Below are 22,783 nucleotides of genomic sequence, written 5' to 3' on the forward strand. Positions count from 1 at the left end.
TGGCTCTCTCGCACCCTCTGGGAGAGGTGCAGAAGCCAATCTCAGCCCGGCACCCGGTAGTGGTAGCCGTAGGCCGTCTTGAAGCCCATCGATTCATACAGCCGCAGGGCAGGCGTGTTCTGCGCCCGCACCTGCAGATAGGCGCTGGTTGCACCGGCCTCCATGCCCCAGTGCAGCAGCGCCTGCACCAGCGCGCGCCCGCGCCCGCCGCCCCGGTGTTCAGGCGCCACGGCCAGGTCGTACAGGCCCACGGCGCCGCGCTCCAGCACCGCCAGGCCAAAGCCCACGGCGTGGCCTTGGGCGTCGTGTTGCTGCGCATAGCCCACCGGGTGGGCGATGGCGTCGAGGATGCTGCGGTGCAGGTTGCGGTGGTGCGGCGCCACGCCGTTGGCCGCCGCAAAACCTTCCAGCCACGCGGGCGATGGCGAGTTGCTGACCACGGTGCTGCCGTCGGGCCGGGGCACCGAGCCCGGCGCCAGCGGCCGGTGCAGGACCAGCGAGGGGTCGAAATGCTGGTAGCCCGTGTCTGCCAGCTCCTGGTCGGCCTCGGCCGGGGCCAGGGGGGAGATGCGGAACACGGCGGGCAAACCATGCCGCGCATACAGCGCCGCCGCCGCCTCGCGCACGCCGTCAAACGGCGCGCCGGGCACCAGCGCGTTGACCGAGTTGGCGCGCTTGGTGTAGCCGCCCGACAGCCGGAACACCCAGCCCCGGTGCAACACCGTCTGGTGCGCAGGCCAGGCGTTGAAGGCGCGCTCCTCCAGCGCGCGGACGAGGGCAGCGGGTGCGGTGTTGGCAATGGGGGCGGCGGTGTCGGTCATCGTTGGTTTATACCAACCCACCTTGACCATTCACCTCGCCAGCCACCCTGTGCGACAACGCTGTGCAACTGCTCTTGGCCACTCGGTCAGTCGGTGGTGATCTTGTTGTCGGCCACCAGCTTGGCAAAACGTGCGGTGTCGGCCGCAATCTGCTCGGCCATCTGCGCCGGGGTGTTGCCGATGGGTTCGGCGCCAATGTCGTGCATGCGCTTTTGAAAGTCGGGCGACTGGATGACCTTGACCATTTCGGTGTTCAGCCGCGCCACCACATCGGCGGGCGTGCGGGCGGGGGCCAGCACGCCAAACCAGGTGCCGATGTCAAAGCCCGCAAAGCCGCTTTCTTGCAGCGTGGGCACATCGGGCAGGGTGGACGAGCGTTTGGCCGTGGTCACCGCCAGGGCGCGCAGCTTGCCCGCCTTGATGTGCGGCAGCACGGGGGTGACGGTGTCGAATGACATCGACACCTGCCCGCCCAGCAGGTCGGTGGTGAGCGGGCCGCTGCCCTTGTAGGGCACATGCAGCAGGGGTTGGCCGATGGAGGTGGCGAACTGCGTGCCGATCAGGTGCTGCGCCGTGCCCGCGCCGTTGGAGCCGTACGAGAACTTGTTGGGCGTGGCCTTGATCAGCGCCACCAACTCCTTTACATCCTTGGCGGGCGTGGCCGCGCTCACGGCCAGCACGTTGGGCACCAGCGCCACTGTGGTGATGGGTGCAAAACTCTTTTGAAAGTCGTAGTTGAGCTTTTTGTACACGCTGGTGGCAATGGTGTGGTGCACCGCGCCCATCAGCAGCGTGTAGCCGTCGGCGGGGGCTTTGGCCACGTAGTCGGCCCCGATGGTGGCGCCCGCGCCGCCCCGGTTTTCCACGATCACAGGCTGGCCCAGGGCTGTGCCCAGTTTTTCGCCCAGCGCGCGTGCCAGCACATCGGTAGTGCCGCCGGCTGCAAAGGGCACAACGATGGTGACGGGCTTGGCCGGCCAGGCCTGCGCGTGCGCCGGTGCGCTGGGCAGGGCACAGGCAGCGCCAGCCAGGGCGGCCAGCGCCAGCAGGTGGTGCCGGCGGGTGGAGGGCGTTGTGGGCGGCGTTGACGGTGGGTGGTGCGGGGTTGCAATGCGTGTCATGGTTGTCTCCGTTGGGTTGTGGTTCTTGTGGGGGCAGGGCCGGTGGGGACGCGGGTGCGTGGCGTCAGCCCGTGGCTGCGATCAGGATCGCGCGGAAGTCGTTGACGTTGGTGCCCGTGGGCCCAGTGATCACGGCATCGCCCAGCGCGCAAAAAAAGGTGTGGGCGTCGTGCGCGTCCAGCGCGGCGGTGGCATGTTGGCCCAGTGCAGCGGCGCGCTCCAGCGTGTCGGGCGTGGCAATGGCGCCAGCCACGGGCTCCAGGCCGTCGATGCCGTCGGTGTCGCCAGCCAAGGCGTACACGCCGGGCAAGCCCTTGAGCGACAGGGCCATAGACAGCAGGCATTCCACATTGCGCCCGCCGCGCCCTGGGGTTGGCATGGGTTGCCGGGGGGCGGGTGCGCGCAGGGTGACAGTGCTTTCGCCGCCACTCAGCAGCACCCGGTGCCGTGGTGACGGGGTCTTGGCGGCGTAGCAGGCGACACCGGCCAGCAAGGTGCCCATGTCGCGGGCTTCGCCCTCCAGCGCGTCGCCGAGCAGCGTGGGCTCGATGCCCGCCTGGCGCGCCACCTGGGCGGCTGCCAGCAGGGCCAGGTCGGGTGTCGCAATGACGTGGGTGGTGATGGGGCCCAGCCGGGTGTCGCCGGGCTTGATGCTTTCGCTGACGGCCGTGTCCAGTGCGGCCAGCACGGCGGGTGGCAGCGCAATGCGGTAGCGCTGCAAGATGGCCAGCGCCTGTGCGCGGGTGGTCGGGTCGGCCACGGTGGGGCCGGACGCCACGTCCAGCGGGTCGTCGCCCGGCACGTCGGACATCACCAGGTTGACCACGCGGGCGGGGCTGCAGGCCAGGGCCAGCCGCCCGCCCTTGATGGCCGAGAGGTGGCGCCGCACGCAGTTCATCTCGCCAATACTGGCGCCACTGCGCAGCAGGGCCTGGTTGAGCGCCTGCTTGTCGGCCAGCGTGATGCTTGGCAGAGGCAAGGGCAGCAGTGCCGAGCCTCCGCCCGACCACAGGCCAATCACCAGGTCGTGCGCACTGAGCCCGTCCACTGCAGCCAGCATGTGCTTGGCGGCGGCCAGGCCTGCCGCATCCGGCACGGGGTGGGCCGCCTCCAGCACGCGGATGTGCTGGCAGGCGGCAGCATGCCCGTAGCGAGTGACCACCACGCCAGACAGCGGCGTGGGCCAGTGGGTTTCCAGCACCTGCGCCATCTGCGCCGATGCCTTGCCCGCGCCGATCACCACCGTGCGGCCCCGGGGCGGGGCAGGCAGATGCGGCGGCAGGCATACGGCGGGCTGGGCCGAGGCGACGGCGGCATCGAACATGCTGCGCAGCCAGTGGCGGGCCTGGGTGTCGATGTGTGGGGTCATCGGGTGGCGGGGCAGGGCGCAGTGCGTGGGAGCCACGTGGCTCAGGCGGCCTTTTGCAGCGGCGTACCGCTGATCAGCGCGCACACGGCGTCGGTTACCTGCGCCGTGGTGGCCGTGCCGCCCAGGTCGCGGGTGTGCAGGGCGGGGTTGGCGGTGACCTGTTCGATGGCCTGCATCACAGCGCGGGCAGCATCCACCTCGCCCAGGTGCTCCAGCAGCATCACCACTGACCAGAAGGTGCCGATGGGGTTGGCCAGGCCCTTGCCCATGATGTCGAACGCCGAGCCGTGGATGGGCTCGAACATGCTGGGGTAGCGGCGCTCGGGGTCGATGTTGCCGGTGGGCGCAATGCCCAGGCTGCCCGCCAACGCGGCGGCTAGGTCGCTGAGGATGTCGGCATGCAGGTTGGTGGCGACGATGGTGTCGAGGGTGGCGGGGCGGTTGACCATGCGGGCCGTGGCGGCGTCCACCAGCTCCTTGTCCCACTTCACGTCGGGGAACTCGGTGGCCACCTGTGCGGCAATCTCATCCCACATCACCATGGCGTGGCGCTGCGCGTTGCTCTTGGTGATGACGGTGAGCAGCTTGCGGGGGCGCGACTGCGCCAGGCGGAAGGCAAAACGTAGGATGCGTTCCACCCCCACGCGGGTCATGATGGACACATCGGTCGCTGCCTCGATGGGGTGGCCCTGGTGCACGCGGCCGCCCACGCCGGAGTATTCGCCCTCAGAGTTTTCGCGCACGATGACCCAGTCCAGGTCCTTGGGGGTGCAGCGCTTCAGGGGCGCGTCAATGCCCGGCAGGATGCGTGTGGGCCGTACGTTGGCGTACTGATCGAAGCCTTGGCAGATCTTGAGGCGCAGCCCCCACAGCGTGATGTGGTCGGGGATGTCTGGGTCGCCCGCCGAGCCGAATAGGATGGCATCCTTGCCGCGCAGGGCATTGAGCCCATCGGCCGGCATCATCACGCCATGGGCGCGGTACCAGTCTCCGCCCCAGCCGAAGTTCTCAAACTGGAACTGCAGGCCCGTGTGGCGGGCGGCCAGGGCTTCGAGCACTCGCTGGCCGGCGGGAATCACTTCCTTGCCGATGCCGTCTCCGGGGATGGTGGCGATTTGGTAGGTTTTCATGAAGGTCTCTGGTCTTGGTGTTTGAAAGCGTCGGGGAAGGCCTGTGGGGATGTCGTGCCGCGAAAAAGCGGGTGGAACAAAAACGATGAGAGCGACTGTAGGCATCCGCTCGTTGTAAAAACGGCGGCCAAGTGAATCCACCGTTAACCTGCAGTTGATAATGCGGCGATGAGCTCCACCATCCAGCCCGCAGAACTGGGCTTCTTTTCGGCTCTGGCTGCCAGCCCCAGCCTGAGCGCCGCTGGGCGTGAAATGGGCGTCACCACCGCCGCCGTGAGCAAACACCTGGCGCAGATGGAAAAGCGCCTGGGTGTGGTGCTCATCAACCGCACCACCCGGCGCATGAGTCTCACGCCCGAGGGGGAGTTGCTGCTGGAGCACGCGCGTCGCATCCTGCGCGAGATCGACGCGCTGGACGAACTCATCGTGCAGTCCAAGGCCAGCCCCAAGGGCCTGCTGCGCGTGAATGCCACGCTGGGCTTTGGCCGCATGCACATTGCCCCCGTGATCTCGGACTTTGTGCGCCAGTACCCCGAAGTGGATGTGCAACTGCAGCTGTCGGTGCACCCGCCGCCGATCACCGACGATGCTTACGACGTGTGCGTGCGTTTTGGCGAGCCGCCGGACGGCCGCGTGATTGCCCGCCGCATGGCCCCCAACCGGCGCGTGTTGTGCGCCGCACCCGCCTACCTGGCGCAGCACGGCAGGCCCCGCGTGCCGCGCGACCTGATGGAGCACCAGTGCATCGGCATCCGCCAGGGCGATGAGGCCTACGGCCTGTGGCGCCTGACTACTGGGCGTGGCAGCAAGGCGCATACCGAGTCGATCAAGATCACCGGCAACCTCACCACCAACGACGGCGAGATTGCCGTGTTGTGGGCGCTGCAGGGCCACGGCATCGTGATGCGCGCCGAGTGGGACGTGAACCGCCACCTGGCCCAGGGCCTGCTGGAGCCCGTGCTACCGCAGTACCACACGCCTGCGGCCGACATCTATGCGGTGTACCCGCAGCGGCACCAGTTTTCGACGCGGGTGCAGGCGTTTGTGGGGTTCCTGGCCGAGGCGTTGGCCGCGTCAGGCACGCTGGCAGGTGTGGGCGTGGGTGGCCGCACGGACAAGCGGCGCGCCGTGCGTGTTTCTTGATCTGGTGGGTGGCGCAGGTGCCGTTGCCGGGTTAGGGTGTTGGCGAGGCGGGTTTTGATTCCTGTGGTCTCTCTGGTGCTCTTCAGCCCGCCGGATTTTCCCTTGCTTTGATCGTCCCTGTTTTGTCCATGAAAACCTTGTTGCCGCTCATCCCCCCGCTGTTGGTTGCCCTGTTGGCCGGGCCCGCGCAGGCCGCCGATTCGCAGGTGGTAGCCGACTGGTCCCTGTCCGCCGATGGCGCGTATGTGCTGGACCAGCGCGCCGGCCTGGCCTGGCCGCGCTGTGTGGAGGGCATGCAGTGGAACGGCAAGACTTGCACCGGCCAGCCCCTGCTGCTGGACCGCGCCGAGGCCACGGCCCTGGCTTCTGAACGCTGGAAGGCCGAGGGCGTGGGCTGGCGCATTCCGCGCGCGGCCGAGTTGCAGCGGCTGGTGGACAAGTCGCTGTCGCCCCCGGGCCTCAACCCCATCCTGTTCCCAGCGGCGCCGGGACAGTGGCACTGGTCGTCCACCGCTAACGTGAGCGCGCCCAGCGTCAACCAGTACACCTACGGCAACATCGCCCAGGGCCGCGCGGGCGATGGCGCACGACAGGCCGCCATGATCAATGGCTGGGCGGTGAACCTGTCCACCGGCGAGGCGCGCGGCGATGCGGCGCGGGCCAGCAAGCTGCCCGTGCGGTTAGTGCGGCCGATGCCGGTGGGCTCGGGCAAATAGCCTTTCGCCTGCAGACCGGCGTATTGGGCAGGTGGGCCACGCAGGGTTGGGCGTTTTATGCAGTCATGGGCTGCTCGTCGGCCGCTGCGAACACCTCGCGCGCGGCAGTCAGCCCGTTGAGTGCAGCGGGAAAGCCCGCGTACACCGCCATCTGCATCAGCACCTCCACGATCTCTTCGCGGGTGACGCCCACGTTCAGCGCGGCCTGCAAATGCACCTTGAGTTGGGGTGTGGCATTGCCCAGCGCGGTCAGCGCAGCGACGACGGCAATCTCGCGGCTGCGCAGGTCCAGCCCGGGGCGCGAGTAGATGTCGCCAAACGGAAACTCGATGAGGTAGCGCGCAAAGTCGGGGGCAATGTCGGCCAGGCTGGCGACGACACGCTCACCCGCGTGGCCGTCGATTTCGCGCAGCTTGGCGAGGCCCTGGAGATAGCGGGGTTGGGTTTCGAGGGACATGAGAGCTTCCTTGGTGGGTGGACGACGGGGTGGGTCGAAGGGAAGCTTCCAGGCCCTGGTAATGCGCGATCTTGGCTTGCAGCGCCTGTGCGGCTTGCTGCATGGCGGTGATCGTTGCCAGCACTTGCGCCAGATGCTGCTCCAGCAACCGGCGCCGCTCAGGGGCGGTGGCGTTCCCTTCGCTGCGCAGCCGCGCAAAGGCCTGCATCTGCCCGATGGGCATCTGGGTCTCGCGGAGGCGCAGCAGGAATCCGATCCACTCCATGTCCGACGCCGCATAACGGCGCTGGCCGCCGGATGCACGCGCCACTGGCGCAATCAGCCCGGCGCGCTCGTAGTAGCGCAGGGTGTGTGCCAAGAGCCTGTTTACGATCTCGCAGGGTATCGCGTTGGAGCGCAATCGGGATGAGTGGATGCTTCGGATGCGCCGCATGGGCTCATGCCCATGCAAGCGGCTGGGGCGTCCAATCACCTGATTTCGCTCCAACCCTTCGGGCAGTGGTCTTTGCGGGCGGTCTGCGGCGTTGCGGCGCTTGTGGATAGCGGGGCTATCCACTGCGCACCGCGCCTTGCATCCCATCCCGCAAAGACCGCTGCGCGACCCCTGCGAGATCGTAAACAGGCTCTACGGCCTGTGCGTTGGGCGACTTCGGCAATGGTGAGGAGGGATGCCATGGGAACGATTCTGAAAGTTGGAGCGCACTCTAAGTCAAGCGGCACGTGCACGACTTTGGACTGAGTGTGTGCAAGCGTTTCTGGCCCGTAGCTGCAGCGCCCTGCGTGCATCGTTCGTCCCGGTGCATGGGGGCTGCGCATGGGTGGGCAGCCATTCACCGAGGGGACAGCGCGGTGGCGCAGCTTGGTCAAGAATGCGGGCTGGTGGTGGTGCGGCGCCGTCAAAAAAGCGGCACCCTTTCACCACACTGCGCGGTCCAGCGTGCAGGCCCTTTGTCCCATCTTCTACCTGCGAGTCCTCCATGAACCCCTCCATCCCCACCACCGCGCTGCAGTTGCGCTCGCTTGTGCAAGCCGATGGCACCTTGCAGATCAGCCTGGAGCCGACACCCGTGCCCACGCCGGGGCCGGACGAAGTGCTGATCCAGGTGCAGGCCACGCCCATCAACCCGTCGGACATCGGCCTGCTGCTGGGCCCGGCCGATTTGTCGACCGTGCAGGTCACGGGCACGGCCGAGCGGTCAGTGGCCACGGCGCGCATCCCGGAGCGCGCCATGCCCGGCATGGCGGCACGCCTGGGTCAGAGCATGCCGGTGGGCAACGAAGGCGCGGGCCTGGTGGTGGCTGCAGGTGCATCACCCGCCGCGCAGGCGCTGCTGGGCCGCACGGTGGCGGTGATTGGTGGCGCCATGTATTCGCAATACCGCGCTATGCCGGCGGCGCAGTGCCTGCCGCTGCCGCCCGGAACCACGGCGGCCGAAGGCGCATCGTGCTTCGTCAACCCGCTGACGGCGCTGAGCATGGTGGAGACCATGAAGCGCGAAGGCCACACCGCGCTGGTGCACACCGCAGCAGCCAGCAACCTGGGCCAGATGCTGCTCAAGATTTGCCAGAAGGACGGCATTGGTCTTGTCAACATCGTGCGCAAGCCCGAGCAGGCGGCGCTGCTGCGCGGGCTGGGCGCCCAGTATGTGTGCGACAGCAGCGCGCCCACCTTCATGGCCGAGCTGACCGATGCGCTGGCCGCCACGGGCGCCACCATCGCGTTTGATGCCACGGGCGGCGGCACGCTGGCCGGGCAGATCCTGCAGTGCATGGAGGCCGCCATCAACCGCAAGGCCAAGGAATACAGCCGTTACGGCTCGGCAGTGCACAAGCAGGTGTACCTGTACGGCCACCTGGACACGCGCCCGACCGAGGTGCACCGCACCTTTGGCATGGCCTGGGGCATGGGCGGGTGGTTGCTGTTTCCGTTTCTGCAGAAGATTGGCGACGAGGCGACCCAGGCGCTGCGCCAGCGTGTGGCGGCCGAGCTGAAGACCACGTTCGCCAGCCACTACGCGCGCACCGTGTCGCTGGCGGGCGCACTGAGTGCAGAGTCCATCGCCTTCTACGGCCCGCGCAACACAGGAGCCAAGGTGTTGATCGACCCTTCGCTGTAAGCTACGTTGCAGGGGCGCCCCTGACGCCCTGGGGGGCGGGCCTACACCGCAGGCACCAACAAAAAGGGCTCCCAAAAGGAGCCCTTTTTGCCTGCCCGCCCCTGCGGTTCAGTTAACACTCCCCATGGCAGCAGCACCCGCACCGCGCGAAGTGCCACCACCATGGGAAGTCCCGCAACTGCTTTCAACCAATCTCAGCAGTTGGTCTGCCAAATTACATGGCGCTGAATTCACCCGAAGGGATCTGGCCGGTGCGCACAGCTTCGGCAGCCTGGGCACGCACGGCAGCGCGGTCAGCGGTGCTCTTGTAGGTCACCACGCGCGAACCTGCGGGTTCCATGCTGTGTGTGCGGGCTTCGGTGATGGCTTCAGCAGCCACTTCAGCGCGGGTGCGGTTCGTATCGAACTTCAGGGCAAATTGCGAGCCATCGGCTTCGTCAGCATGGGCGCCAAAGGCGGCGAAAGCGGCAACAGCAGCGACGGAGAGGAAACGAGCGGTCTTGTTCATGATGAAAATCCTTGAAAGTTAAAAAGCGTCTCAAAAAAACCGGGTCAAAAACCATTCCTGAACCGGGTTCGGTGAGTCGCCTTGCGGGTTCGGCTCATCGATGGGATGAACTGTACGCCGATGGTGTTCAGAGAAAAACCACCCAGTCGCAAACTAACTGTTCCAGTATTGAGAACAATCTTTCCACGCTCCCGTGATCCGGGGGGAATCTTTCAGCGCTCGATTTTTGTTGGAGAAAACTGTATATTCATACAGTATCAAACCACAGGAAAAGCAGCGCCATGCAAGTCATCGAATCCACTTACGTCGTCAACCTCCGCGACTACCCCGAGGAGCTTCCGGCCAAGGAGCGCATAGCCGCCGAAACCCGGTACGCCAGGGCCCTGGAAAAGCAGTTGGGCGGCCCCGAACAGGTGGCGGCCGCGCTGGACACCATGCAGAGCCTGGAGGAGTCGCCGCCCGAGGTGGTGTCCCCGGGCGATCTCACCCTGCTCAAGGCATGGGGCAAGGCCAGCGTGGCGGCCCGGCAGGCCGGGTTCCGGGACTTGGGGGAGGGTGAGGGTGCTTACTTTGAGGTGCGGCTGGTCTGAGAGGCTGAGAGTCCTTTGTCCACGCCCGCTTGGCACGCCCATACGCCCCGGTTCGTCGTTACCAATGCTCGCCATAGCCTGAGCTATGGCTGTGCTTTGCGCCTAGATCCGAGGCGTGTGGGCGCGCCTTTCGGGCCCGGCTAAAAAACTCTCAGCCTCTGAGCCTGAAGGCCCGCAGCAGGCCATGGCGCTGACCGAACCGCCGTGCAGGCGCGTGCGGGGTGTGAGTGCCGGGTCGCCCCCGTGCTTGCGCAACCGCCGTGGGGGCAGATACTGTGTGTGCATTGCATTCCCTGCACCCTCAACGCCGGAGACACTACCCCATGACCCTGCCGCTTCACCCCCTGGACCCTGACCTATTTGCCCGCGCGCTGCCGCTGCTGGACGACGAGTGGCTGACCCGCGACCCCGAGCTGGCGCCTGTGCTGCCCACGGTGCTGGCGCGCAATGTGGGGCAGGACTGGCACAAAGCAGGTACGTTTCGCCATCACCTGGTGGGCGTGACGCGCACGCTGACGGTGTGGCAGCAGCCGCGCGATGTGCGCCTGCTGGGCCTGCTGCACAGCGTGTACGGCAATGCGTTTGTGGATCTGGTGAAGTTTGACCCCGCCAAAGAACGCGCCCGGGTGCGCGAGATTGCGGGCGAGTCGGCCGAGCACCTGGTCTACCTGTTCTGCACCCAGTCGCGCACGCAGTTCGTGCAGAAGGTGCTGGCCCATGCATTGGAGGCTGACGGCAGCCTGGTGCTGCAAAAGGACGGGCAGGACCACGTGCTGACGCCCTACGAGGTGGCGGCCTTCATCATCGTGAGCATGGCCGACACCATCGAGCAGTGGTTCAGCTGGCAAGACGACATCTTTTCGCGCTTTCCGGACGTGCAACACCGCAACCAGAAGGCGCATTGGGCCGCATCGCTCTGGCCCGGGCCCATGCGGCCGTCGGGGCGCATGGTGCACCAGATCAACGGGCTGGCCAAAGCGCTGCAGCACCCGGGGCTGAAGGACGTGCTGCCCATGCCGCCCGTGTTTGCACATTGCTCGCAGCACCTGTCGGCCGCCAACGAGGCGGCGGCCACGTCGCTGTACTGGTCGGTCATCCAGCAAGACCAGCCGCTGGTGGACCTGGACGTGGCCACCGGCGTGCTGGAAAGCGCGGTGCGCCACAACCCCTGGGTGGGTGAGCCGCAGATGGTGTTGGCGCAGCTGTATCTGTCCGCGGGCCGCAAAGACGACGCCAAGGCCGCCGCCGAGAGCGCGCTGCACCTGTTCAGCGCCTGGGGCAATGCGTGGGACAAGCGCGTGCAGTGGGACGCCTGGGTGGCCTGGACGCGCATCCTGCTGCAGGGCGCGACGGTGGAAGGCACCTGGCCCGAGCGGCTGGACAAGCTGAACAACGTGGCGCTGCGCGGGTGAGGAAACGGCGTCGAGCGCTTGTTATGCAGTTGGGTTGTAACGAAATAAAAACTTAGTTGTTCCAGTTTTATCGGGGAAACCCTAGGATGCGAGTCATCTCTCAACGAAAGGTTTTTCCTGTGAACAACAACAAGCGCCTTCTCCTGCAATCCGTCCTGGCCTTGGCTGCCGCAGCCACTTTCTCGTCAGGCGCCATGGCCCAGGACAAGCCCATCAAGGTGGGCGTGACCGGCGGCCCCCACGCGCAGATTTTTGAGCAGGTGAAAAAGGTTGCCGAGAAGGACGGCCTCAAGATCCAGATCGTCGAGTTCAGCGACTACGTTCAGCCCAACGCTGCGCTGGCCGCTGGCGACCTGGACGCCAACAGCTACCAGCACAAGCCCTACCTCGATGCGCAAGTGGCCGACCGTGGCTACAAGCTGGTGTCGGTGGGCTACACCGTCAACTTCCCCATCGGCCTGTATTCCAAGAAGGTCAAGAAGCTCGAAGACCTGAAGGAAGGCGCCAAGTTCGGCATCCCCAACGACCCCACCAACGGCGGCCGCGTGCTGCTGGTGCTGCAGGACAAGGGTCTGATCAAGCTGCGTGATGGCGCGGGCCTCAAGGCCACGCCGCTGGACGTGGTGAGCAACCCCAAGAAGCTCAAGTTCGTCGAACTCGACGCGGCCCAGTTGCCCCGTTCGCTGGACGACCTGGACGCCTCGGCCATCAACACCAACTTTGCGCTGTCGGCAGGCCTGAACCCCGGCAAGGACGCGATTGCGCAAGAAAACGCCAAGAGCCCCTACGTCAACCTGATAGCCGTGCGCGAAGCCGATAAGGACAAGCCCTGGGTGGCCAAGCTGGTGAAGGCCTACCACTCGGAAGAAATCAAGAAGTTCATCCAGACCGAGTTCAAGGGTTCGGTGCTGCCAGGGTTCTAAAACCCCGAGGGAACGCGCTCCATGGCGACGGGCCGGCAGCGGCCCGGAGCGGTGGCGGTTCTCTCTCCTTGGGCGAGCGGGGCAGTAGCGGGACGAGCAGGTGCGCCCCGACCATGGGCAGCAGCCCTCCGACGCTCTCGATCAGGCGGCGGTGTTGTGGCGCCGCAGCGTCGGGGGCTCAACAAAAAAATTCAAGCCGTTTGGCACCCAGCGCCCATCCCATGGGCGCTGGGTGCTATTTCTTTGGTAGCTTCATTTTGTGTCAGTGCCCCGGCAAATCGCAGGGGGAAAAGGTGGGCCGCACTTGCGGCCACAATGGGAGGGGTAACGTTCTGTAGCAACTGCGCCCAGCACTCCCTCTCCACCACAGCACTGACCCATGTCCTTCGCGGAACGAATCCTCACAGCGGTCTGGTTGAGTGCAACCACGCTGTCGTTCCTGGCTTCGTTGTGGGTGCCTTCTCCGGGCGCGCGGCTGTTTCTGGACAACACCTCCTGGACGCTGGCGTTCTGGCTGTCTGCCTTCTGGGCCTGGCGCGGCTGGCGGCAGGCGCCGCCCACCGACCGCGCGCTGCACACCGGCCTGCTGAGCTTTGCTGTGCTGGTGGCGTTGGGGCAGATGGTGTGGAACGTGCAGGTGGCGCTGGACTGGAACCCTTTCCCTGCGCCCGCCGACCTGCTGTTTCTGGCGGGTGGGCCGCTGTGGGCGGCCACTGTCATCCGCGCCACGTTTGCACGCCTGTCGCGCGACCGGGCCTACCCGGCGGCGCTGGACTTTGGCGGCACGGTGCTGGCGCTGCTGGCGTTCACGCTGGTGATCTATTTACCCTCGGGCGGGGTGGACTCGCTGGCCGTGGGCACCGTGCTGGTGCTGTATCCGGCCGGGTTTCTGGCAGCAGCGGGCGTCACGGCGCTGGCCATTCCTACGGTGGGGGTGCGCATCGAGCGTTCTCACATGCTGGTGCTGCTTGGCCTGTTGGGCTATGGCCTGAGCTGGATGCAGTGGAACCTCATGGTCATCAGCGGCACGGTGCAGCCGGGCATCTGGTTCAACGCCAGCTTCAGCGTGTCGGCGCTGGTGCTGGGTTGGGGCGCGCGCTGGCTGCGGTTTGCCATGTCGGCAGATGCGGCCTACCGCCGCCAGTGCGACCAGGCCATGAACTACGTTCCGCTGCTGTCCATGACGCTGGCGGCCATCACCCTGGTGCTGCTGTTTGTGGCGCCCGATGGACGGGCGGGCATGCAGGCACTGATCCTGGTGTGCTGCCTGCTGGTGCTGCTGCTGGCCGCGCTGCGGCAGACCATTGTGGTGAGCCTGCTCAACCGCTTGCGCACGGCCGAGGCCGCCGTGCTGCGCAACGAGGAGCAGCTGTACCGCGTGGCGCACTTTGACGCGCTCACCGGCCTGCCCAACCGCCGCTACTTTGAAGACGCGCTGGAGCGCGCCGTGGCCGAGGCGGCACGCGACACGCACAGCACCAACCGCCGCGTGGCGCTGCTGCTGATCGACCTGGACCACTTCAAGAGCGTGAACGAAACCTACGGCCACCGCGTGGGCGATGCGTTGCTCAGCGAGGTGGCTCAGCGCATCACCCAGCTGCTGGCGGGGCAGGGCCTGGTGTCGCGGCTGGCCAATGACCAGTTCACGGTGATGCTGCTGCGCCCCGCGTCGCGCACCGAGCTGGCGCAGCTGGCGGCCTCGCTGGTGGAAGGCCTGGCGCAGCCGTGGGAGCTGTCGGAGGTGGGCGCGCAGTACATGGGCGCCAGCCTGGGCATCAGCCTGTACCCGGACGACTCCGCCAACAGCGTGGAGCTGGTGCGCCACGCGCATTCGGCGCTGCATGCCACCAAAAGTGCGGGGCGCGGCTCGTACCGCTTCTACATCGAGGAGTTCACGCAGATCACGCGCGGACGGCTGGAGCTGCGCCGGCGCCTGCACAACGCGCTGCAGGCGGGCGAGTTCGCGCTGGTCTACCAGCCCCAGCTTAACCAGCAGCGCCAGACCGTGGGCGCCGAGGCGCTGCTGCGCTGGTCGGTGGACGACAAGGCGGTGCCGCCCGACGAGTTCATCCCGCTGGCCGAGGAGAGCGGGCTCATCGTGCCCATCGGGCTGTGGGTGTTCGAGACCGCCTGCCACCAGATGGCGCAGTGGCGTGCCGAGGGCTGGCAGGTGCCCGTGGTGTCGGTCAACGTCTCCACCATCCAGCTGCGCGAGCCGGGCTTCACCCAGACCCTGCTGGGTGTGACTCAGCGTGCCGGGGTCACGCCCGCCAGCCTGGTGCTGGAGATCACGGAGTCGCAGCTGCTGGACGAGTCGCTGTACGCCATCGCGCTGGAGCTCAAGAACGCGGGGTTTGCGCTGTCGATTGACGACTTTGGCACCGGCCACTCGTCGCTCATCAAGCTCAAGCGCCTGCCGGTGAGCGAGCTGAAGATCGACAAGGTGTTTGTGCGCGACATCGTGGTGGACGTGAACGACCGCGAGATCTGTGCCACCGTCAACGCGCTGGCCCGCACGCTGGGGCTGGAGGTGGTGGCCGAAGGTGTGGAAACCGAGGAGCAGCTGCAGCTGTTGATCCGCATGGGCTGCGAGCGCTTTCAGGGCTGGCTGTTTGCCCCGGCCCTGCCGCCCCAGCAGCTGGCTGAGCAATGGTTGCAGCGGCAGGCGCCACACGCGGCGCAGTGACTGCAGGCACGGCCGGGGCTGGGCGCCGCATTGCCCGTGCGCGGCATATCAAAAATGATAGCTGGTCAGGCATGTGGCACTAGCGCATCCAGCCGTTTTGGCTGGATAAAAGCCAAAACCCGGCACGCGGCCGGGTTCTAGGGGGTTGTAGGGCTTGCGCCCTGCACTCCGTGGTCGCTGATGCGCTTAGGCGGCCTGCGACACGCGGCCTTGGTTGGCGGCCACGCTGGTGTGCGTGGAAATTTCCACGTTGGCCGATGCCAGTGCGGCCGCCTTGGCGTCTGGGCCCATGGCCACGCCTTCGGCACGTACAAAACGCACGTCGGTGATGCCGAAGAAGCCGAACACCACCTTCAGGTAGCTCTCCTGGTGCTCCATGGCCTGGCCACCTTCGCTTGTGGAGTACACGCCGCCACGGGTGGACGCCACGATCACCGTCTTGCCACCGGCCAGGCCCACTGGGCCCTTCTCGGTGTACTTGAAGGTGCGGCCGGCTTGCGCCAGGCGGTCGATCCAGGCCTTGAGCTGGCTGGGGATGGAGAAGTTGTACAGCGGCGCGCCAATCACGATCACGTCGGAGGCCAGGAACTGGCTCACCAGCGCCTCGGACAGGGCGTTTTCATTGCGTTCCACCTCGGTCGCAGCGGCCTGGCCAGTGCGGAAACCCAGCGACTGGGCCGACAGGTGCGAAGGCGCTTGCTGTGCCAGGTCCAGGTATTGCACGGTGGTGCCAGGGTGGGCGGCTTGCCAGGCAGCCACGGTGCGGGCGGTCAATTGGCGGGACACGGATTGATCACCGGTGATGGCAGAGTCAACGTGAAGCAGTTGCATGGGGGAACTCCTTGGGTTCTGTGGATCGGAGCCACAGCGTGTGGCCATGGAATGAATTGTGGAGATGGATCGATTTGTTGATAAGGTAGTGAACTTGCGATAGATTGTTCTATCCATAGAACGATTGAAGTGTTACGGACCTGTCCATGCAAGACCTCAACGACATGCTGTATTTCGCCGAAGTGGTGGAGCGCGGTGGCTTTGCCGCTGCGGGCCGCGCGCTTGGCATCCCCAAGTCGCGCCTGTCGCGCCGGGTGTCGGACCTGGAGACGCAGTTGGGCGTGCGCCTGCTGCAACGCACCACCCGCAAGCTCTCGCTGACCGAAGTGGGCGAAGCCTATTTGCGCCACTGCCAGGCCATGCGCGAGTCGGCCCAGGCGGCGGCCGACACGGTGGCCCAGGTGCAGACCACGCCGCGCGGCACCATCCGCGTGAGCTGCCCGGTGACACTGGCGCAGACCGTGGTGGCCGAGCTGATGCCCCGGTTTCTGGCCCAGTACCCCGAGGTGCGCATCGACATGCTGGTGAGCAACCGTGCGGTGAACCTGGTGGAGGAGGGCATTGACGTGGCGCTGCGCGTGCGCCCCTCGGTGGACGACAGCGGCAGCATGGTCGTCAAGCGACTGGACCACACCACACAGATCCTGGTGGCCAGCCCCGAGCTGCTGATTCGCCAGGGCACCCCCCAAACGCTGGACGACCTGGCCAAGCTCGACAGCATCGCCATGTCGGCGCCCGACGGGCGCTCCACCTGGAACCTGATCGGCCCCGGCGGCGTGCACCAGCAGGTGCAGCACACGCCGCGCTATGTGGCCGACGACCTGCTCACGCTCAAATACGCGGCGGTGGCCGGCACGGGGGTGTGCTGGATGCCTGACTACATGTGCCAGGAAGAAATGCGCGAGCGCAAGCTGGTGCGGGTGCTGCCCGACTGGGCGCCCGCGCCCGCCATCGTGCACGCCGTGTTTCCGTCGCGCCGGGGGCTGTCGCCCGCCGTGCGGCGCTTTCTGGACTACCTGGGCGAGGCCATGCCCGGCCGCAGCAGCCTGAGCACACGGCAGGCCCTGCAAGGGCTCGACGGCGCCAATATCTGAGGCCAGGTTCTAAGGCCAGGTTCTAAGGCCAGGTTCTAAGGCCAGGTTCTAAGGCCAGGTTCTAAGGCCAGGTTCTAAGGCCAGGTCTTGACGCACTGGGCGCAAAGCCTGCGCCTGTGCACGGGTTCGGTGGGCAGAACGCTTTTTGGCGCCACAATGCAACGAATTGCAACTGTGCGGGCTACGCCCGTCCGTGTGGTCGGCACACGCGGCGGCCCGGGGACTTTTTGTGACCGCTCCACACCCCATCGACCAAGACATCCGGCAGGCCCGCGTACACCCTGCCGTGCGTGCCATCGTGATCCCGCCGTGCCCCGAATCGCTGCTGCGCCTGCAGCAGATCGTGGCGGCGCCCGAGCTGGACTCGACCGCGCTGGAGCAACTGGCTTCTTCCGACGTGGCCCTGGCCGCTGCCGTGATGCGGCTGGCCAACAGCCCGCTGTACGGCCTGGCCCAGCCGGTGCAGACCGTGGGCATGGCGCTGACGGTGCTGGGGTTGCAGCCGGCGGTGGAGCTGCTGTCCGCGTTCATCACACGCAATGCGCTGCAGGTGCGCTCGCCGCTGCTCGACCACTTTTGGGAAAGCTCGCAGCGCCGCGCCATCGCGTGCGAGCACATCGGCCACCAACTCTACAGCCTGGACCCAGGGCTGGGCTACAGCTTTGGGCTGTTCTGCCATGTGGGCATGCCGGTGCTGGTGAAGGCCGTGCGGGGCTATGCAGGCACCGTGACCGAGGCGCTGGCGCGCAAGGACCGCACTTTCACCCAGACCGAGAACGCCAGCCACCGCACCGACCACGCGGTGATGGGCGCCATCGTGGCCCGCACCTGGCACCTGCCGGGCGACGTGGCCCAGGCCATCTGGCTGCACCACGACTTTGCGTGCCTGAACGACGAGCGGTTTGACCCCACGGTGCGCCACCTGGTGGCGTTGGGCCTGCTGGCCGAGTTTCTGGTCAACCAGCACGACAGCCTGGCCCCCACGCGCGAGTGGACCCAGCACGGCCAGGCCTGCATGGATCATCTGCACGTGACGCAGGATGAGCTGGATCACTGGATCGACGCACTGCATCCGGCGTTTGAGGCGGTGCGGTTCTGATGATCCCGACGAGCGGCTGATTCGCCGCTGCCACGACGGGGCCGTCACGCTCGCCCCATGCGGTCGTGACACAGCCCAGCGTGGCCTGGCTGTGCGATTTTCAGCGCGCCGCTTCCAGCAGCTCTGCCAGGCGCGTGTGCCCCCGCTGTGCCGCCAGCTGCGCCGCGTTCAGACCATCGCGGTCCACCAGCGTCGGGTTGGCGCGCAGGGCCAGCAGCCGCTGCACGGTGGCGGTGTCGCCGTTCATCGCGGCCAGCATCAGGGCGGTTTTTCCTTCGGGGTCGCGGGCATCCACCGGTAAGCCCTGTTGCACGAGGGCTTCGACCTGTTGGGTCTGGCCTGTGCGCGCGGCCTCCCAGATGGTGACGGGCAAGGCCGCGCCCAGATTTTTTGACATGGCAGGGGCTGCAGCAGCCGTCTGGTGGTCGCGCGCTGCAGAGTCCGCCAGCGGGGCGCGGGCGGCTGGTGCGGCGGCCGGAGCGGGGGCAGCCGGGGTGGTCTCCTGAAGCGCCGGTGCCGCGGGGGCTGCTGTGCGCTCGCGCCTTTCACCACCAGATTCGGCAGGGGAGGCTGCGGTCGAGGGCGCGGGGGGCGACGCTGGGAAACCGGAGAGGGCCCCGGCTGAGCGAGGTGCTGACAGGGCTTCCTGCTCAGTGGAAGGCGACAAAGGAGCCGGCTTGGCTACGGGCTGGGCGGGTGCTGGTGTCTGCGCAGGCGCGGGGGGGGCTACCGTGGCAGGCTTGGGGAGCATGGCGTCGGCCGACGGGCCGGCGCTGTTCCGCGTACTTTTCTGCGCGCTTTCCGGTGCAGGCGGAGTGACCGATGGGGGCTCTGCCGGTGACGGGAGCGTCGGTGTGGCCGCAGGGGCAGGCGCAGGGGCCGTAGGAGCCTGCGCAGGCGACTCGGTTCGGCGTTGGCTGAAAGCGGTGTCCCGCTCTTCGGGCGTGCCGCGCTCAAACTGCAGCATCAGCAAGCCAGTCAGCCCCACCACGGCCAAGGTGGCCAGGGCCGAAATCTTCCAGCGGGCCTGGTTGGCGGCAGGGGCTGCTACCGGGGTGGCTGATGCCGCAGCCGCTGCCACCATCTGTGCATGCGCACGCACGGCATCGCGCACATGCACGCCGGGGCGGGCGCCTTCCTGTTCGCTGGCCTCGTGGTAACGCCGGACCAGTTCGTCATCCTGCCGGGTCATACAAACTCCTTGAGGTGCTGGCGCAGGCTGGCCCGCGCGTAGCGCAGGCGGCTTTTGGCGGTTTCAAAGTTCACGCCGGTGGCCTCGGCAATCTCCTGCACGCTCAGGTCGCCTTCGGCTTGCAGCAAAAAGGCCTCGCGCTGCTCCAGTGGCAGCTGCTCCACCGCCGCAATCAGCGCAGCCGCCTGCTCGCGCGACTGCAGTTGCCGCACGGGCCCAAAGCCCGAGTCGGCCACCAGCGTGTCGGCCAGCGTGCGCGCATCGTCGTCGCTCGCATCCAGGCTGGTGTGGTGTTTGGCGGTGCGCAGGTGGTCCACCAGGCGGTTATGCGCCAGGGTGAACAGCCAGGTGCGGAACCTGGCCTTCACCTCGTAACGGGTGGCATTGCGCGCCACCGCAAACCACACGTCCTGCAGCAGGTCGTCGGCCACCGCCTGCACCTTCACGCTGCGAAACACAAACCGCCACACGGCCAGCTCGTGCCGGGCGTAGAGCCGGTCGAACGCACCCAGGTCGCCGCTGGCGTAACGCAGCATCAGCGTCTCGTCGGCATCGTCGTGGGGCGGGGCGGATGGCACCCGCGGATTATGCGAGGCCCGCATGCACCAGCGGGAGCGTACCGGTAGATGCTCGCAAGGCCTACCTCGGGTCGGGAACGTACGACAGGTTGTCGGACTGTGGAAACGCGCTGGGCACAGGGGGCCGCGCGATGGGCTCGCGGATCACGCCCGCAGCTATCAGGTTTTCGCGGCTGTCGTAGCGGATGCTGATGATTTCGTTGGGGCGGAGTTGCAACCGGGTGAAAGTGGTGTGCGACACAACGGATGTCTCGCGCTGGCCGTGCGCCGTTCCCAGCTTGGCCGACGGCATCGGCGCCGCCTTGGCCGCACTGTCGGCAGACATCGAGCGCGCCGAGGACTCGGCCTCTGATGCTGGCGACGGTGCGGCGGCTGGTGCGGGTGCCGACTGTGCCGAGGGCAGCGCAGGGGCAGGCTCTTCGCGCAAGCGCCCCAGGCTGTTGGCACTCCCGTGGCTGCCATCACGGCGCTGGCTGTATGGCTCGGGGACGACGGCGGGCGAGGGCACCGGTGGCTGTTCGCGGAACAGCGCCACGCCAATCACGCCCACGTGAGCGGGGCGGCCCGTGCGGGCGGCATACGAGTTGGCAATGTGCGAGAACTCGAACGCAGCGACTTCGCTGTTGCTCTTGCGCCAGCCGGTGATCTGGTAACGCTCATAGGGCGAGAACACATACCCGCCCTGGTCCCACGCAGCGGTTTCGCCGCTGAGCACGTTGACCCCGTCCACCGAAGGCACGGCCAGTACCCGCTCGTCCAGCCGGTTGCGCACGGTGATGGCATACCGCGCGCCCGGGCGGCCGGCCACCCAGTACTCGCCTTGGGCGTAGTGCACCGGCAACGTGGCCCCAGTGTCGCGGTCCACGATGGTGACATCGGCCAGGCGGCCAATGGCATGGACAGGCAGGTGGCTCAGGCCCAGCAACGCGGCCAGTGTTGCGAGGGCGGGCAGGGTGAGAAGGCGGGGTTTCATGGCAGCTCCATCAAATAAAAGTGGTGGTGCTGGGTGAAACGAACGGGGCGGGCGAATGGGGTTAAACGCGGCGCAAAAAAGATCCCTGGGCGCTGACGCCGCAGAAAGGGTGGTGTTTTTAGATGATTTGGCGATTAAATAACAAGAATTAATTCGTTTGGGTTTTAAAGGCTGGCTCGCAGAATCCCAGCCTGTGACTACCACGACCTCCATCATCATCGTCCCCGGCTGGCGCGATTCGGGCCCCGGCCACTGGCAGAGCCTGTGGGCCGAGCGCCTGCCCCACGCGCGCCGCGTGGTGCAGGACGACTGGATCACGCCCACGCGTTCAGCCTGGGTGAGTCAGCTGGAAAAGACCGTACTGGCCGCAACGCACCCTGTAGTGATCGTTGCACACAGCCTGGGCTGTATTGCCACCACCCACATGGGGCCGGAGGCCGCCGCCAAGGTCTGCGGCGCGCTGCTGGTGGCTCCTGCCGACCCTGAGCGCCGGGCCATCCTGAGCGACTTTGCCCCCGTGCCCTATGCCGCACTGCCGTACCGCAGCATCGTGGTGGCCAGCAGCAATGACCCGTTTTGTCCCATCCGCTTGGCGGGGGCCTATGCGCGGGCCTGGGGCAGCGAGTTTGTGCGCATGCAGAACGCAGGGCACATCAACATTGACTCGGGCCATGGCGAATGGCCGCTGGGCTGGGCGTTGTTGCAGTCGCTGGAGGGCGACAACACTAGTAACCGACCCATGGGTGGCTACGCACAGGTGTCCTCTGCTGCTGCCTGATTGCTATCTTATTGATAGCTTGCTGGGCATGTTGCACTGGCGCTTGGGATCTATGGGACCAAAAAACTCTCGCCTGGGCAGCAGTAGCGGGCCTGGATGGCTTGACGTCAGTGCACCCCTGATAACGCTTATATGCCGATTTTCGATTAATTAACAAAAATATATTCTTTTGAGTTTTAAGAGGGGATCCGCACAATGCGGAATCTCCAGCATTTTTTGGGCGACCTCACCATGACTTCTCTGAAACTCAAGACCCTCTTGGCCTCCCTGGCCCTGGCCGCGAGCGGCATGGCTGCCGCTCAAAATTCGCTGCTCAACGTGTCGTACGACGTGGCTCGCGAGTTCTACAAGGACTACAACACGGCCTTTGCCGCCCACTACAAGAAGACCACCGGCCAGGAAGTGAAGATCGACCAGTCGCATGCTGGCTCTAGCGCCCAGGCGCGCGCCGTGAACGACGGCTTGGCTGCCGACGTGGTGACCATGAATACGACCACCGACGTGCAGTTCCTGGCTGACAACGGCGTGGTCGCGAAGGATTGGGCCAAGAAATTTCCCAACGACGCATCGCCCACCACGTCCACCATGCTGTTCCTGGTGCGCAATGGCAATCCCAAGAACATCAAGGATTGGGACGACCTCATCAAGCCCGGCGTGCAGGTGATCGTGGTCAATCCCAAGACCGGCGGCAACGGTCGGTATGCCTACCTGGCCGCCTGGGGCGCCGTGCGTGAAAAGGGCGGCACCGACGCACAGGCCGCCGAGTTCGTGAGCAAGCTCTACAAGAACGTGCCCGTGCTGGCCAAGGGTGGGCGCGATGCCACCGCCACCTTCCTGCAGCGCAACCAGGGCGATGTGCTGATCACCTTTGAATCCGAAGTGGTCTCCATCGACCGCGAATTTGGCGCGGGCAAGGTCGATGCGATCTACCCCTCGGTGAGCGTGGTGGCCGAGAACCCCGTGGCTGTGGTCGAGCGCACTGTGGCCAAAAAGGGTACGGCCCAGTTGGCCAAGGCCTACCTGGACTATCTGTATTCGGACGAAGCGCAGGAGATCGCCGCCAAGCACGCCATCCGCCCACGCTCGGAAAAGGTGCTCAAGAAGTACGAAGCCACGTTCAAGCCGCTCAAGCAGTTCACCGTGGCCAAGTATTTCGGCTCGCTGACCGAGGCGCAAAAGGTGCACTTCAATGACGGCGGCCAGTTCGACAAGCTGTACACGCCCGGTGCCAAGTAAGTAGGCCGG

22 protein-coding genes are annotated in these 22,783 nt (G+C 66.5%); 11 read left to right on the top strand and 11 right to left on the bottom strand.

Annotated features, from left to right (window positions below; translation table 11 throughout):
• Positions 1 to 41 precede the first annotated feature (41 nt).
• The 4 genes from ACOYR4_RS09785 to ACOYR4_RS09800 form a co-directional block, all read right to left on the bottom strand.
• Positions 42 to 821 carry a GNAT family N-acetyltransferase gene (locus ACOYR4_RS09785; protein ID WP_422849391.1) on the bottom strand — a complete coding sequence of 260 codons (780 nt, stop codon included), beginning with the start codon at positions 819 to 821 and terminating at the stop codon, positions 42 to 44.
• Positions 822 to 907: 86 nt separating this feature from the next.
• Positions 908 to 1,942, bottom strand: a complete 1,035-nt coding sequence (locus tag ACOYR4_RS09790; RefSeq protein ID WP_422849392.1) for a Bug family tripartite tricarboxylate transporter substrate binding protein — start codon at positions 1,940 to 1,942, stop codon at positions 908 to 910.
• 64 nt (positions 1,943 to 2,006) lie between these two features.
• Complete coding sequence (locus ACOYR4_RS09795; RefSeq protein WP_422849393.1) at positions 2,007 to 3,311, bottom strand: glycerate kinase type-2 family protein; 1,305 nt, start codon at positions 3,309 to 3,311, stop codon at positions 2,007 to 2,009.
• A 41-nt stretch (positions 3,312 to 3,352) separates the two neighbouring features.
• Positions 3,353 to 4,441 carry a tartrate dehydrogenase gene (locus ACOYR4_RS09800; protein WP_422849394.1) on the bottom strand — a complete coding sequence of 363 codons (1,089 nt, stop codon included), beginning with the start codon at positions 4,439 to 4,441 and terminating at the stop codon, positions 3,353 to 3,355.
• 168 nt (positions 4,442 to 4,609) lie between these two features.
• Between ACOYR4_RS09800 and ACOYR4_RS09805 the strand changes: the two genes are divergently transcribed.
• Positions 4,610 to 5,584, top strand: a complete 975-nt coding sequence (locus tag ACOYR4_RS09805) for a LysR substrate-binding domain-containing protein (protein ID WP_422849395.1) — start codon at positions 4,610 to 4,612, stop codon at positions 5,582 to 5,584.
• Positions 5,585 to 5,712: 128 nt separating this feature from the next.
• Entirely contained in the window at positions 5,713 to 6,300 is a 588-nt protein-coding gene (locus ACOYR4_RS09810; RefSeq protein ID WP_422849396.1) for a DUF1566 domain-containing protein, read from the top strand.
• A 55-nt stretch (positions 6,301 to 6,355) separates the two neighbouring features.
• Here ACOYR4_RS09810 and ACOYR4_RS09815 read toward each other — a convergent pair whose 3' ends face one another.
• Both ACOYR4_RS09815 and ACOYR4_RS09820 read right to left on the bottom strand, forming a co-directional pair.
• A complete protein-coding gene (locus ACOYR4_RS09815) occupies positions 6,356 to 6,757 on the bottom strand; it encodes a carboxymuconolactone decarboxylase family protein (RefSeq protein WP_422849397.1) in 402 nt (133 codons plus the stop codon).
• Positions 6,684 to 7,337, bottom strand: coding sequence for a MerR family transcriptional regulator (locus tag ACOYR4_RS09820; protein ID WP_422849398.1), 654 nt, complete (start codon positions 7,335 to 7,337; stop codon positions 6,684 to 6,686). The genes ACOYR4_RS09815 and ACOYR4_RS09820 overlap by 74 nt, the downstream gene beginning before the upstream one ends.
• A 397-nt stretch (positions 7,338 to 7,734) precedes the next feature.
• On the opposite strand from ACOYR4_RS09820, the gene ACOYR4_RS09825 reads away from it, so the two are divergent.
• Positions 7,735 to 8,874: a zinc-binding dehydrogenase gene (locus ACOYR4_RS09825; RefSeq protein ID WP_422849399.1), complete on the top strand. Its 1,140-nt coding sequence runs from the start codon at positions 7,735 to 7,737 to the stop codon at positions 8,872 to 8,874.
• A 214-nt stretch (positions 8,875 to 9,088) separates the two neighbouring features.
• On the opposite strand, the gene ACOYR4_RS09830 is transcribed toward ACOYR4_RS09825, so the two are convergent.
• Positions 9,089 to 9,382 carry a DUF4148 domain-containing protein gene (locus tag ACOYR4_RS09830; RefSeq protein WP_422849400.1) on the bottom strand — a complete coding sequence of 98 codons (294 nt, stop codon included), beginning with the start codon at positions 9,380 to 9,382 and terminating at the stop codon, positions 9,089 to 9,091.
• 281 nt (positions 9,383 to 9,663) lie between these two features.
• On the opposite strand from ACOYR4_RS09830, the gene ACOYR4_RS09835 reads away from it, so the two are divergent.
• The 4 genes from ACOYR4_RS09835 to ACOYR4_RS09850 all read left to right on the top strand — a co-directional run bounded on the left by ACOYR4_RS09835 (position 9,664) and on the right by ACOYR4_RS09850 (position 14,993).
• Positions 9,664 to 9,972, top strand: coding sequence for a hypothetical protein (locus ACOYR4_RS09835; RefSeq protein ID WP_060985737.1), 309 nt, complete (start codon positions 9,664 to 9,666; stop codon positions 9,970 to 9,972).
• Positions 9,973 to 10,295: 323 nt separating this feature from the next.
• Entirely contained in the window at positions 10,296 to 11,384 is a 1,089-nt protein-coding gene (locus ACOYR4_RS09840; RefSeq protein WP_116749659.1) for a DUF6817 domain-containing protein, read from the top strand.
• Positions 11,385 to 11,470: 86 nt separating this feature from the next.
• A complete protein-coding gene (locus tag ACOYR4_RS09845; RefSeq protein WP_422849401.1) occupies positions 11,471 to 12,307 on the top strand; it encodes a MetQ/NlpA family ABC transporter substrate-binding protein in 837 nt (278 codons plus the stop codon).
• 379 nt (positions 12,308 to 12,686) lie between these two features.
• Entirely contained in the window at positions 12,687 to 14,993 is a 2,307-nt protein-coding gene (locus ACOYR4_RS09850; protein WP_422849402.1) for a putative bifunctional diguanylate cyclase/phosphodiesterase, read from the top strand.
• A 186-nt stretch (positions 14,994 to 15,179) separates the two neighbouring features.
• Here ACOYR4_RS09850 and ACOYR4_RS09855 read toward each other — a convergent pair whose 3' ends face one another.
• Complete coding sequence (locus tag ACOYR4_RS09855; protein WP_422849403.1) at positions 15,180 to 15,824, bottom strand: FMN-dependent NADH-azoreductase; 645 nt, start codon at positions 15,822 to 15,824, stop codon at positions 15,180 to 15,182.
• 146 nt (positions 15,825 to 15,970) lie between these two features.
• On the opposite strand from ACOYR4_RS09855, the gene ACOYR4_RS09860 reads away from it, so the two are divergent.
• Positions 15,971 to 16,918: a LysR family transcriptional regulator gene (locus ACOYR4_RS09860; RefSeq protein WP_015014364.1), complete on the top strand. Its 948-nt coding sequence runs from the start codon at positions 15,971 to 15,973 to the stop codon at positions 16,916 to 16,918.
• Positions 16,919 to 17,147: 229 nt separating this feature from the next.
• Positions 17,148 to 18,017, top strand: coding sequence for an HDOD domain-containing protein (locus tag ACOYR4_RS09865; RefSeq protein WP_422849404.1), 870 nt, complete (start codon positions 17,148 to 17,150; stop codon positions 18,015 to 18,017).
• A 100-nt stretch (positions 18,018 to 18,117) separates the two neighbouring features.
• Here the strand turns inward: ACOYR4_RS09865 and ACOYR4_RS09870 are convergent, their stop codons facing one another.
• Genes ACOYR4_RS09870 through ACOYR4_RS09880 form a run of 3 tightly spaced genes read right to left on the bottom strand, consistent with a single transcriptional unit; the run spans position 18,118 to position 20,760 of the window.
• The gene (locus ACOYR4_RS09870) at positions 18,118 to 19,209 is read right to left on the bottom strand and encodes an ankyrin repeat domain-containing protein (protein WP_422849405.1); all 1,092 of its coding nucleotides are present in this window, start codon (positions 19,207 to 19,209) and stop codon (positions 18,118 to 18,120) included.
• Complete coding sequence (locus ACOYR4_RS09875) at positions 19,206 to 19,811, bottom strand: sigma-70 family RNA polymerase sigma factor (RefSeq protein ID WP_422849406.1); 606 nt, start codon at positions 19,809 to 19,811, stop codon at positions 19,206 to 19,208. The genes ACOYR4_RS09870 and ACOYR4_RS09875 overlap by 4 nt, the downstream gene beginning before the upstream one ends.
• Positions 19,812 to 19,848: 37 nt before the next feature.
• On the bottom strand, positions 19,849 to 20,760 hold the full coding sequence (locus tag ACOYR4_RS09880; RefSeq protein WP_422849407.1) for a hypothetical protein: 912 nt from the start codon (positions 20,758 to 20,760) through the stop codon (positions 19,849 to 19,851).
• A gap of 193 nt (positions 20,761 to 20,953) precedes the next feature.
• On the opposite strand from ACOYR4_RS09880, the gene ACOYR4_RS09885 reads away from it, so the two are divergent.
• Both ACOYR4_RS09885 and ACOYR4_RS09890 read left to right on the top strand, forming a co-directional pair.
• Positions 20,954 to 21,538, top strand: a complete 585-nt coding sequence (locus tag ACOYR4_RS09885; RefSeq protein WP_422849408.1) for an RBBP9/YdeN family alpha/beta hydrolase — start codon at positions 20,954 to 20,956, stop codon at positions 21,536 to 21,538.
• 231 nt (positions 21,539 to 21,769) lie between these two features.
• Entirely contained in the window at positions 21,770 to 22,774 is a 1,005-nt protein-coding gene (locus tag ACOYR4_RS09890; RefSeq protein ID WP_422849409.1) for a sulfate ABC transporter substrate-binding protein, read from the top strand.
• Positions 22,775 to 22,783: the final 9 nt, after the last annotated feature.

Origin of the sequence: Acidovorax sp. M14, from assembly GCF_049331375.1 — a bacterium.
Lineage (GTDB): Bacteria > Pseudomonadota > Gammaproteobacteria > Burkholderiales > Burkholderiaceae_C > Acidovorax.

Coding starts and splice junctions, on each gene's coding strand:
- ACOYR4_RS09785 (WP_422849391.1), bottom strand. CDS start 821: ATGACCGACACCGCCGCCCCCATTGCCAACACCGCACCCGCTGCCCTC.
- ACOYR4_RS09790 (WP_422849392.1), bottom strand. CDS start 1,942: ATGACACGCATTGCAACCCCGCACCACCCACCGTCAACGCCGCCCACA.
- ACOYR4_RS09795 (WP_422849393.1), bottom strand. CDS start 3,311: ATGACCCCACACATCGACACCCAGGCCCGCCACTGGCTGCGCAGCATG.
- ACOYR4_RS09800 (WP_422849394.1), bottom strand. CDS start 4,441: ATGAAAACCTACCAAATCGCCACCATCCCCGGAGACGGCATCGGCAAG.
- ACOYR4_RS09805 (WP_422849395.1), top strand. CDS start 4,610: ATGAGCTCCACCATCCAGCCCGCAGAACTGGGCTTCTTTTCGGCTCTG.
- ACOYR4_RS09810 (WP_422849396.1), top strand. CDS start 5,713: ATGAAAACCTTGTTGCCGCTCATCCCCCCGCTGTTGGTTGCCCTGTTG.
- ACOYR4_RS09815 (WP_422849397.1), bottom strand. CDS start 6,757: ATGTCCCTCGAAACCCAACCCCGCTATCTCCAGGGCCTCGCCAAGCTG.
- ACOYR4_RS09820 (WP_422849398.1), bottom strand. CDS start 7,337: ATGGGATGCAAGGCGCGGTGCGCAGTGGATAGCCCCGCTATCCACAAG.
- ACOYR4_RS09825 (WP_422849399.1), top strand. CDS start 7,735: ATGAACCCCTCCATCCCCACCACCGCGCTGCAGTTGCGCTCGCTTGTG.
- ACOYR4_RS09830 (WP_422849400.1), bottom strand. CDS start 9,382: ATGAACAAGACCGCTCGTTTCCTCTCCGTCGCTGCTGTTGCCGCTTTC.
- ACOYR4_RS09835 (WP_060985737.1), top strand. CDS start 9,664: ATGCAAGTCATCGAATCCACTTACGTCGTCAACCTCCGCGACTACCCC.
- ACOYR4_RS09840 (WP_116749659.1), top strand. CDS start 10,296: ATGACCCTGCCGCTTCACCCCCTGGACCCTGACCTATTTGCCCGCGCG.
- ACOYR4_RS09845 (WP_422849401.1), top strand. CDS start 11,471: ATGCGAGTCATCTCTCAACGAAAGGTTTTTCCTGTGAACAACAACAAG.
- ACOYR4_RS09850 (WP_422849402.1), top strand. CDS start 12,687: ATGTCCTTCGCGGAACGAATCCTCACAGCGGTCTGGTTGAGTGCAACC.
- ACOYR4_RS09855 (WP_422849403.1), bottom strand. CDS start 15,824: ATGCAACTGCTTCACGTTGACTCTGCCATCACCGGTGATCAATCCGTG.
- ACOYR4_RS09860 (WP_015014364.1), top strand. CDS start 15,971: ATGCAAGACCTCAACGACATGCTGTATTTCGCCGAAGTGGTGGAGCGC.
- ACOYR4_RS09870 (WP_422849405.1), bottom strand. CDS start 19,209: ATGACCCGGCAGGATGACGAACTGGTCCGGCGTTACCACGAGGCCAGC.
- ACOYR4_RS09875 (WP_422849406.1), bottom strand. CDS start 19,811: ATGCGGGCCTCGCATAATCCGCGGGTGCCATCCGCCCCGCCCCACGAC.
- ACOYR4_RS09880 (WP_422849407.1), bottom strand. CDS start 20,760: ATGAAACCCCGCCTTCTCACCCTGCCCGCCCTCGCAACACTGGCCGCG.
- ACOYR4_RS09890 (WP_422849409.1), top strand. CDS start 21,770: ATGACTTCTCTGAAACTCAAGACCCTCTTGGCCTCCCTGGCCCTGGCC.